An 8,980-nucleotide genomic window follows, 5' to 3' on the forward strand; every position below is an offset into this window, starting at 1 on the left:
TCACGCTCATACTTTAGAAATTCTTCCAGATAGATGAACGGAAAACTGGTATAGGCATGTCCATAGCCACATTTGATGATTTCAGCGTTTATAAACAGAGAATCGCTAGCTCTGTAGGCATACGCAAGCATCCTGTCATAACGGTCTTTATGGTTCGTGGCACTGTTACTTTGATCGTATTTAAAAAACACTTCTTCGCCTTCTAATAGGTCTTTCAAGAAGTCACTGGCCTCAATGCCAAAATATTCCACATCTTTATTGGGATGTACGGATTCCGGAGTATCTACTCCAATTAACCGAATTCTCACATCTTCACCATTAATACTCGCAATAAAGGTATCTCCATCGACAACGCGGACAACAGGATATTGATCTACAGAAATACTACTCTTTTCGGGACAGGTAAAGATGCTAAGAAGGATGATTGCAGCCAGTGCTAAAATTAGTACATATTTCAAAAAGCCATCCTTAGGGATAGATGATATTGTTTTTACCCGATAAAGGATTTAACGCAGTTGCCAAATTAATCCCGTAAAGACTGCTAAGAATGCTTTCTTGCATCAATTCCTCCGGACTTCCGGCGCAAAGCAGGCTGCCTTCCTTTAGAAAAAGCATACTGTCGGCATAGTTGGCAGAAAGATTAAGATTGTGCGAAATGAGTAAAATGCCCTTGTTTTGATTACTACTAATCTCGCGCAACAAGCGCATGATTTCCAGTTGATAGTTGATATCCAATTGCGAAATGCTTTCATCCAGAAAGATGTATGGTGTTTGCTGTACCAAAGCTCGAGCTAAGTATACGCGCTGCTTCTCACCCCCGCTTAACTGGTGAAGAAGACGGTTTCTTAGTGGATACAAATCCATTTGCTTTAGAGTTTCGTTCACGATGTGACGGTCTTGATCATTATGGCTTTGCATAAGACCCATAAAGGGATAGCGACCCATCAATACTGTGTCGGAGACGCTATAATCGAATTCACTATGCAATTCCTGAGGAATATAGGCGATAGTTTTAGCCAATTCTGCTCGGCTACATTTGCCTAAGTCTTTGCCTTTAATAAGGATTCTTCCCCGTTTGGGTTTTAGAAAACCCATCAAAGCATAAAGCAAGGTAGATTTACCTGCTCCATTTGGTCCCAATAAAATAGTAAAAGCTTGAGCTGGGAGGTCGAATGACACACCATGCAATACTTCTTTATCTAAATAACCACAGGATAGTTGCTCTACTTGAATCATATTAGTCTGAAGGATCTTTTTTCATCTGTAGCAATTGAGCTTTTGCTTTTATTACATAAGATTGGGGGCCATTGGCTGCGGCGGCTCTCGTTAAATAGTTATGCGCTTGCTCAAAGTTATCTGTGGCAAGATAGATCATGCCAATGTGATAGAAAAGCTCGGCGGAATCCACAGAAGTGGCTTGTACTGCCATTATGTACTCATGGGCTTTTTCATAGTCCTTGCGCAGATAGTGTAGCCAAGCCATAGAATCCATGTAGCTGATAGAATTTGGCTCTTGTTTAAGTGCCTCCGAGATTAGGATTTCTGCTTCATCCCAACGCTCGGGTTCATTAAGCAATAGATAACCAAGGTTGTTCATTAGCATGGCATCACGTGGCCAGCGTTTAAGAGCTTGTCTCAGATACACTTTTTGCGGTTGTTCATCCTCTTTGCTTGCATAATGATTCAATATATTTATAACATCTGCTTTTGCCCCAAAACCCTTATCCCAAAGGTATTTGCTATAATTGAAGGCGGCATCATTTAGATTATTGGTACTAGAACCGTTTAACAAAAAGAGCAGATAGTCTTTTAGAACACTCTCTTCCAGATTGATGTTCACGGCTTTCATTATTTCCTGTTTGTTCTGCTCCAACTCGCTTTCGCTCAGATTAGAATGCAAGATGGCTGAAAACAGAGCCCCACTAATATCAGATGAGCTAAAGATTAGTTCTGAGATTTCTTTAATGGCTTTGGAATTCTTATTCTGAATCGCTTGAAAAAGCATTATTGCAGCATACTTGCTATCGTTTTCTGGTTCGGGTATTTTGTTGTGCAAGTGTTCCATAAGGAAATTGAATACGGGCTCAGATTGAGCTTGCAGTGCTGTTGTAGCCAAAACAATCAACATACCAGTGTCCTGGATTTGCACTATTTTATCCTTATGCGCAAATACCTGTTGCGGATCTGGTTTCTGATTGTAGAAATACAAAAAGCCCAACATCGCTTCTGCATCTTTCGGATAAGAAAGGGCTTTAAAGCGTTCTTCCGGCAAGCCTTTGTCTTTCTTTGTATCTAAAAGCGAAAGCAAAATGGTTTCAGTTAATAGGTTAGGAGGTGCTTCTTCCAACAGGGCAATAGACCTATCTTCATCTATTTCAAGCCAAGATAGCGCAAGCAGCTGTTGCATTTCCCACTCATTTTGTAGATGCGCTTCTGCCTGCTCCAATAGGTGGGTATTAGCTTTCCCTAATAGCTTTTTGTCGGCATTATACTTGTAATAATATGCTCTGGAACTGGGATAGCGCTGGCACAGCTGAGTTGCTGACCATGTCATGCCTTCATAATCTTCAAGGTCTTCGTATGCTCTATAGGCATCAATTAGCATGTCTTCATCGAACTGATACTCATTTTGAGCGTCTTTTAAGAAGCTTTTTAGCAAGTTCTTGGTTTCGGGTGATATCATAGATCGATAGTATTTGGTGGCATTCATAAAATATGCTTTGTGTAATTGCGGACTATTTGGATCCTGCGTTATTGCCATATTCAATACTTGATCTGCCACCCCATATTCTTGCCACGCAGAGAGATAAGATCCACTTAAAAGATAATATAGGGATGCCGTATTAGGTTGCGATGCATCTATCCAAACCTCTCGAGCTTCTGGTTGGGGAAAGTGCTGATGATTCACATGGGAACAAGCCCAAAGCATACTCAACACAACTAAGCCAATGCAGTTTTTCACGGTCATTTTACTTGATTTCGATACTATTTGAGATCACTTGCAGTTCCACCAATATGGGCAATTTATCTCCAGCCGGAAAGTATACTATGTTATCTACGATATATGCTTTCCCTTCGTGCCAGAAAGCGTAAGATTGAAATCCTCCTCCGATCAGGTGCTTCATATTCTTCCATGCTCCCACAATGCTGAAAGCATCAAATCCCGCCACTTGAGTTTGTTCTTTACTGATGATTTCTTCATTGAAGGTATCACCCTCAAAGTATTTTTCTCCCAGCATCTTGCGCTTCTCGATAAGCCACTGGTGATCGATGATATTTTTGGGCATATCTTCATAGTACACATTTACATACTTATCTGGAATCTCTCGATCTTGCATACGTGCCCTATAGATAAACGAAACAAAGCGTCCCACGGCATCATTGGAATATAAAGTATAGTTATCGGGAATTTTAAGGCTAAACGGATACTTCTTCCAAAATGCCGAGCTGATAACTGGTTGTTGGTAGGTTTGATAACCCTGTCTTTCGGCAAATCGTTTAAGAAGCAATTCGAAGATATTATCGCTTTGCATGGCTCCGATTTTTCCCAAGTTTAGTTTGTTTGATCCCAATAGATACATAATCAGTTGATCTCTGCTAAAGTGATTCCGAGCAATGAAAAGATCGCCTCCGCTGGATTCTACTCGGGTTATAAAATCTTGTGCCAATGTCTCTTTCATATATTGTGACACCCTGCCATTGGATTCTAAATCTCCAATAAAAATAAGGTTTCGATGTTGTTTATAATCCTCCACTTTTGCAATGGGTACCATATTCAAGCGAAAATATTTCTCGGGATATGCCAAAACGATTTCTCGCTCGATACTACTTTGGATAAATGGTTTAGTTGTTTTCCACTGTTCTGTATCGCAAAATATATAAACATCTCTTTCGTCGCCCATAGCCAGCGGTTTGCCATTATCGATTATACTGTCATATCTGGTATATCTTGCCTGTTCTTTGGTTGAAGGTTGACACCCCAACAGCAACAATATACACACTGCTAAAATCACATAACGCATATTATACCTCCTTTTTAAAGAAGATCTTCACGTAATTAATTCCGCTTATTAAAGTTATTAACACTACCAGCCAGAACCACAGTTCCACGCCTAATCTTAACCCTTCACTTATTTGTGGCAAAAACGCCCAAGCAGCCAAAGCAAAGATGATGCCAATCATCTGCATCACGGTTTTAAGTTTGCCCAGGTTCCCTGCTGCAACCACTATTCCGCGTTGAAGAAACACCTCACGCAAGATGCTTATCCCAAATTCTCGTAATGAGATTACAATTAAAATAATAATATTAAGATTAAAGGGAGGCAACAAACACAAACCAAATAGTGCAGAAAGCACCAAAAGTTTATCTGCCAGGGGGTCCATAATCTTGCCAAAATCGCTTATTACATTCCATTTTCGTGCCAAAGTTCCATCCACATAATCTGTTAGAGAAGCTACAACAAATACGGTAAGACTGTAGATGCTTGCATGTTTACTGTGGCATACAAACATCATATACAAAAACAACGGTACCAACAAAAACCTTAATACTGTTAGAATATTGGGAATATGTTTACGCATCTTCAGCCTCTTCTTCAGCTTTGCTGGTAACCACAATCGGCTCCAGATCATTTAGAGCAGAATCTTGTTCATACCTACGCAAACAAAAGTATAATACCAGCGTACCCACCAAACTAAGCCCAGCCATTAACACAAAGTTCCACCACGCCACATAGTTCCCCCAACGCTCAAAATATACCCCCAAATAGTAGCCTCCGCATACCAAGCCTACTGGAATAACTAGCATCATCCAGCTATGAACCAGATTCATTTTTTTGTGCCTCATAACATCCACAATGCTTATCAATTGTCGTTTTTGTTTTAGATATATATGCATTTCATAACTCAGCCGGCTGCAAATAAACAGTAATAACAGTAAAAGCCCCGCAAAGATGCTAAAGACAAGATGGCGTAAAGATAAACGCTGCAAATCCATTATGATTTCGTTATACGCATTACTCTGACTATCTATGTCGTCTGGATCCAGATGTAACAGCAGCTTATTCATAACCTGTTTTTTTGCTTCAATACCGGCTTTGTGAGCCGGAAAAACCACCGTTAGTATATCCGGAAACTGATAATCTGCCACCATTTCATCGGTAAGCGGTAATCCATAAGCATCTATCAATTCCATAGCGGCTTGAAACCCGGTTTCGTGTTCCACATCTTTTATTGCCGAAACACTTGCCAGTTCCTTTTTGATGGGCTCCACTTTAGTGGTGTCTGCCACATAAGCATATACCGGAAGACGCGAAAGCTTTTCGTAGTAAGCTTGTTCACTTAGTCCATGATTGTACGCCAAAAATGCCCAAGCTCCAAAAAGCACGCATATAAGCAGTAGAATCAGGTAAAATCTCGCATTCATAAAATTTCCCTATGTTTTATGCAAGCCAAACTAAAGGCTTTATTACCATCATGAATTCGATGCTTTATTATGTCAAGCAAAGTCTTATCGATCTCTGTGGTCAAATCTTTCATCCGCTCTTGAGGGTATATGAGCACCGCTATCCCAGCTTGCTTGAGATTGCGCTCTATTGCCTGCAAAATATCCTGCATCGTACACTGCAGCTCAAATCTGCTGATATTCCGTTCATGATAGGGGCTCATCTGCCCAGAATTGAGTTTCCTCCAAGGAGGATTAGCATAGATGAGATCGTATTGCCCATTATGTTCAAGCAGGTCCTCGCACAAAACATTAAGCTTTACAGAGCACGCTTGAGCGTTTTCTCGTGCCAGTTCCGTTAGATGAGACTGAATTTCAAGCAAGGTGATATCCCAAGCGGGACGTAGTAAGGCACACATAATGCTTACTATTCCGCAACCTCCTCCCAGTTCCAATGCCTTAAGCGGAATGTTATCAAATTGTGCAATTACTTCTTTATACAACAGCTCTGAAGCCAAAGACACCCCTTGCGAAGAGGCGTCTTGCATTATCTTTTTGCCCAAAACAGGGAGCAGTAGCTCCCGATATTTTGCCAATTATCTCTCCACTTAAGATAAAGCAAGCATTCTTTCAATGCTGTTTCTTGCTTGTTGGGCAATATCTTCCTTTACTGTTATTACATGACGGTGTTCTTCCAGGGCTTTTAACACATCCCTTAAAGTTGTCTTTTTCATGTTTTGGCAGATTGCCTTGGGTGAGAGGCTAACGATCTTTTTGGCGGGATAAATATGCTTTAAATAGTCTGTCATACCGTTCTCTGTGGCAATTATCACCTCATCATGATCTGCCACATAACGCATCATCCCACCCGTCGACATTACTTCATCCGCTTCATTAACGATGATAGGATCGCATTCCGGGTGTGCCAAAAGCTTATATCCCGGATACTGTTTGCGGACAATGCGCATATCCTCTACTCCAAAACCCCATTGATGTGTAGGACAATAGCCATTCCAGGTAATAACCTTACGTCCACTTTGAGCGGCTGCCCACGATCCCAGATTTCGATCCGGTACAAACAATATTGGCTTTTCTGTATCTAAGGATTGTAATACTTTCACAGCATTGGAGGATGTGCAACAAATATCACTCTCTGCCTTAACTTCTACGGTACTGTTTACATAACATACCACCGGTGAGCCCGGATGAGCTTGCTTAAACTCGCGTAACTGCTCGGCATTGATCATATCTGCCATAGGGCAGCCGGCATCCAAAACTGGCAACAATACTTGAGATTGTGGGTTTATAATGGCTGCGGTTTCTGCCATAAAACGAACTCCGCAAAAGACGATTAAGGGGCTGTTCAGTTCTTTGCTAAGTATAGATAGCTGCAAAGAATCTCCGCGATAATCCGCCAGCGCTTGGATCTCTATTGCTTGGTAGTTATGCGCCAAAATAAGGGCGTTCTTTTCTTTTTTTAGTTTTTTTATCTTGTTTATTATCTCATTCATCATATATACCTTTAGGCTCCACTGGAACCAAATCCGCCCGCAGCCCGCTCGGTTTCATCCAACCTTTCACATTCTTCCAGAATTGGAGTTTCTATGCGGGATATAATCATTTGTGCAATGCGCATTTCGGGATTGATGCACACTTCTTCTGTGCTGAGGTTAATAAGAATTACTTTTATCTCGCCGCGATAATCGGAATCTATGGTGCCGGGTGAATTTAGCACACCTAAACCCAATTTCAGCGCTAATCCGCTACGTGGTCTTATTTGTGCTTCATATCCCGATGGTAAAGAGATTGCAATTCCAGTAGGAACTGCAACCCGTTGCCCCACAAGAAGGTATAAAGGATCGTCCAAACGTGCACACAGATCGTATCCTGCGGCTCCACTGCTCATCCTTTGAGGCGCAATTGCATGGGGATGAAGCTTGCGAAATCTTAGCTTCATGATTTTCGGTTAAGCAGAAAATCTGCCAAAATCCTCAATAACAAAGTCCGTTCACCCAATACGGCAATGTTCTCTTTTGCCTTTTCGGTGAGGTCTCGTGCCATTTCGCGGCTCGTTTCAACACCATAAACTGATGGAAAAGTTACCTTTCCGGCAGCCTCATCTTTCCCCGTAGTTTTTCCCAATTTTGCTTCGATACCCTCAATATCCAAAAGATCGTCCACAATCTGAAATACTAAACCTATCTTAGAACCATAATCTTCGATAATGGCAAGTTCTTTGGCGGGTGCTTTGGCTGCCAATGCCCCAAATCTCAAGCCGATATTGATTAGCTTGGCAGTCTTATTGTTGTGAATGTAATTTAGAGTTTTTTTATCAACTTTTTTGCCCTCAGATTCTATATCCAAATTCTGACCTGCAATTACGCCTTTAATTCCGGATTCTGTGGCAAGTTCGCGCACAAACTGCACCTTTAAAGCATCGCTAAGCGAAGCGTATGTTATTAGTTCAAAGGCATTTATTAAAAGTGAATCTCCCGCTAAAAGCGCTACTCCTTCGCCAAAAACTGTATGACACGATTTTTTCCCTCTGCGATAGTCATCATCGTCAATATCCGGCAAATCGTCGTGAATTAGGGTATAGGTGTGAATCATCTCGATGGCTGCCGCCACCGGAATTATGGGCTCCAAATCCTCTTTATACATCTGATACGCCAAAAGAGTTAGATACGGACGCAAACGCTTCCCCCCGGCAAAGGTGCTGTATCTTAATGCCTTATGGATTTCTTTGGGATATTCATCCTTGCGGGGTAAATAGCGATCCAATATAATATTTACCAACTCCTGCTTCTCTTTCATGTCCTTTTTGAGTAATACATTAGGATCCATTATTCATCTCCTGAATTTTTGCCCGGGAGTTCTTCGCTAAGGATTTTTATCTTTGCCTCTGCCTCGCCCAGTTTGGCTTGACAATGCTTGAGATACTGCACTCCTTGGGCATAAAGTTTAAGCATTTCATCCAGATCGTTGGCACTGTTCGAAAGCTTATCCACAACCTCCTCCAAAGCCCGTAAAGCAGCTTCAAAATTGAGCTCTTCCAGATTTATCGTATCCATGCAATTCTCCCATAATGTTTTGATCTAGTTTACATTATTCGGGGAATCTGTCAACCTAAAATTGCATTTGATTGAAGTAGAGAGCCCTTTTTTTGAAGATGACAATGCTCCTGGCTGAATTACTCAATGTTAGGGCACTCGACCTATTCCGGCGATATAGAGAGCGCAGTTACTGTAGCGGAGTCTTACGGAAAAAATCCTTAAATCTGTTTTACAATAAGTGTAAGCGATCTTATATTCATTTAAGTATTACCGTAGGGGTTACCCGAAAATGGGCTGCCACGCTCCGTTTAGCAGAGGCAGCGGAGCTGCAAGAGAGAAAAGACCTTCGGCATTTGTGGCAAACAGAGCTTGCCACCCCAGCTTGCCACCCCATCCCTTGCACTGGTTTCCCTTGTCGAAACAGTTGGCCACCTGTACTGTATGTGTACTCGCAGTCAAGCGCCTATGTGAAGAATTCTCTGAA

12 protein-coding genes are annotated in these 8,980 nt (G+C 41.6%); all 12 read right to left on the reverse strand.

Features of this window, described 5'->3' with window-relative positions; all coding sequences use genetic code 11:
* A partial coding sequence (locus tag LHW48_09110) for a thermonuclease family protein (GenBank protein ID MCB5260609.1) occupies positions 1-458 on the reverse strand: 458 nt, incomplete at its 3' end.
* Between the two features lie 10 nt (positions 459-468).
* A complete protein-coding gene (locus LHW48_09115; GenBank protein ID MCB5260610.1) occupies positions 469-1,236 on the reverse strand; it encodes an ABC transporter ATP-binding protein in 768 nt (255 codons plus the stop codon).
* 1 nt (position 1,237) lies between these two features.
* On the reverse strand, positions 1,238-2,968 hold the full coding sequence (locus LHW48_09120) for a tetratricopeptide repeat protein (GenBank protein MCB5260611.1): 1,731 nt from the start codon (positions 2,966-2,968) through the stop codon (positions 1,238-1,240).
* Position 2,969: 1 nt separating this feature from the next.
* The gene (locus LHW48_09125; protein ID MCB5260612.1) at positions 2,970-4,022 is read right to left on the reverse strand and encodes a DUF4837 family protein; all 1,053 of its coding nucleotides are present in this window, start codon (positions 4,020-4,022) and stop codon (positions 2,970-2,972) included.
* A 1-nt stretch (position 4,023) separates the two neighbouring features.
* On the reverse strand, positions 4,024-4,581 hold the full coding sequence (gene pgsA, locus LHW48_09130) for a CDP-diacylglycerol--glycerol-3-phosphate 3-phosphatidyltransferase (GenBank protein ID MCB5260613.1): 558 nt from the start codon (positions 4,579-4,581) through the stop codon (positions 4,024-4,026).
* Entirely contained in the window at positions 4,574-5,425 is an 852-nt protein-coding gene (locus LHW48_09135; GenBank protein ID MCB5260614.1) for a hypothetical protein, read from the reverse strand. Before LHW48_09135 ends, pgsA begins: the two co-directional genes overlap by 8 nt.
* Positions 5,422-6,039, reverse strand: a complete 618-nt coding sequence (locus LHW48_09140) for a methyltransferase (GenBank protein ID MCB5260615.1) — start codon at positions 6,037-6,039, stop codon at positions 5,422-5,424. The genes LHW48_09135 and LHW48_09140 overlap by 4 nt, the downstream gene beginning before the upstream one ends.
* 12 nt (positions 6,040-6,051) lie before the next feature.
* Positions 6,052-6,957 carry a quinolinate synthase NadA gene (nadA, locus tag LHW48_09145; protein MCB5260616.1) on the reverse strand — a complete coding sequence of 302 codons (906 nt, stop codon included), beginning with the start codon at positions 6,955-6,957 and terminating at the stop codon, positions 6,052-6,054.
* 8 nt (positions 6,958-6,965) lie between these two features.
* Entirely contained in the window at positions 6,966-7,400 is a 435-nt protein-coding gene (gene dut, locus LHW48_09150; protein ID MCB5260617.1) for a dUTP diphosphatase, read from the reverse strand.
* Positions 7,397-8,287 (reverse strand): polyprenyl synthetase family protein, encoded by an 891-nt coding sequence (locus LHW48_09155; protein ID MCB5260618.1) that lies wholly within the window; start codon positions 8,285-8,287, stop codon positions 7,397-7,399. Before LHW48_09155 ends, dut begins: the two co-directional genes overlap by 4 nt.
* Entirely contained in the window at positions 8,287-8,514 is a 228-nt protein-coding gene (gene xseB, locus LHW48_09160; protein ID MCB5260619.1) for an exodeoxyribonuclease VII small subunit, read from the reverse strand. The genes LHW48_09155 and xseB overlap by 1 nt, the downstream gene beginning before the upstream one ends.
* Positions 8,515-8,775: 261 nt before the next feature.
* Positions 8,776-8,980, reverse strand: a 205-nt coding sequence (locus tag LHW48_09165) for a hypothetical protein (GenBank protein ID MCB5260620.1), incomplete at its 5' end; no start/stop codon positions are given.

It is taken from the genome of Candidatus Cloacimonadota bacterium (assembly GCA_020532355.1).
In the GTDB taxonomy this organism is placed as follows: domain Bacteria; phylum Cloacimonadota; class Cloacimonadia; order Cloacimonadales; family Cloacimonadaceae; genus UBA5456.

Coding starts and splice junctions, on each gene's coding strand:
- LHW48_09115 (MCB5260610.1), bottom strand. CDS start 1,236: ATGATTCAAGTAGAGCAACTATCCTGTGGTTATTTAGATAAAGAAGTA.
- LHW48_09120 (MCB5260611.1), bottom strand. CDS start 2,968: ATGACCGTGAAAAACTGCATTGGCTTAGTTGTGTTGAGTATGCTTTGG.
- LHW48_09125 (MCB5260612.1), bottom strand. CDS start 4,022: ATGCGTTATGTGATTTTAGCAGTGTGTATATTGTTGCTGTTGGGGTGT.
- pgsA (MCB5260613.1), bottom strand. CDS start 4,581: ATGCGTAAACATATTCCCAATATTCTAACAGTATTAAGGTTTTTGTTG.
- LHW48_09135 (MCB5260614.1), bottom strand. CDS start 5,425: ATGAATGCGAGATTTTACCTGATTCTACTGCTTATATGCGTGCTTTTT.
- nadA (MCB5260616.1), bottom strand. CDS start 6,957: ATGATGAATGAGATAATAAACAAGATAAAAAAACTAAAAAAAGAAAAG.
- dut (MCB5260617.1), bottom strand. CDS start 7,400: ATGAAGCTAAGATTTCGCAAGCTTCATCCCCATGCAATTGCGCCTCAA.
- LHW48_09155 (MCB5260618.1), bottom strand. CDS start 8,287: ATGGATCCTAATGTATTACTCAAAAAGGACATGAAAGAGAAGCAGGAG.
- xseB (MCB5260619.1), bottom strand. CDS start 8,514: ATGGATACGATAAATCTGGAAGAGCTCAATTTTGAAGCTGCTTTACGG.